Annotated in this window: 1 pseudogene; it reads right to left on the bottom strand. The window is 48.0% G+C overall.

What is annotated here, in order from left to right:
• Positions 1-367 (bottom strand): annotated as a pseudogene (locus tag Q5762_RS37420) (long-chain fatty acid--CoA ligase); the annotation flags it as partial.

The following is a 367-nucleotide window of genomic DNA, read 5'->3' as shown; positions in this document are numbered from 1 at the left end:
GCACGAACATCTTTGCGCAGAACCTTGCCTACTGGCGTTTTCGGTAGCTCATCAACAAAGACCACTTTTTTCGGGACCTTATAAGCGGCGAGTTCATTTTTACAGTGTTTCCTCAAGCTTGCTTCGTCTAATCCTTGTTCACGCAGCACTACATAAGCTTGAACTTGTTCTCCAGTGAGTGGGTCAGGAACGCCGACGACCGCTGACTCCATCACTTGCTCTAAGCCGGCGATGGCTTCTTCCACTTCATTGGGGTAGACATTAAAACCACTAACAAGGATCAAATCTTTTTTCCTAACCGAAAGCTCGCCAGTGCTCTGTTTTAATCCCTTAACCGATCCGCGTCCCGACTGTATCGGCATTCCAA

Source organism: Streptomyces sp. P9(2023), from assembly GCF_032436795.1.
Classification (GTDB): Bacteria; Actinomycetota; Actinomycetes; order Streptomycetales; family Streptomycetaceae; genus Streptomyces.
The sequence above is the reverse complement of the archived record's forward strand: the minus strand, read 5'-3'. Positions and strand labels throughout refer to the sequence as shown.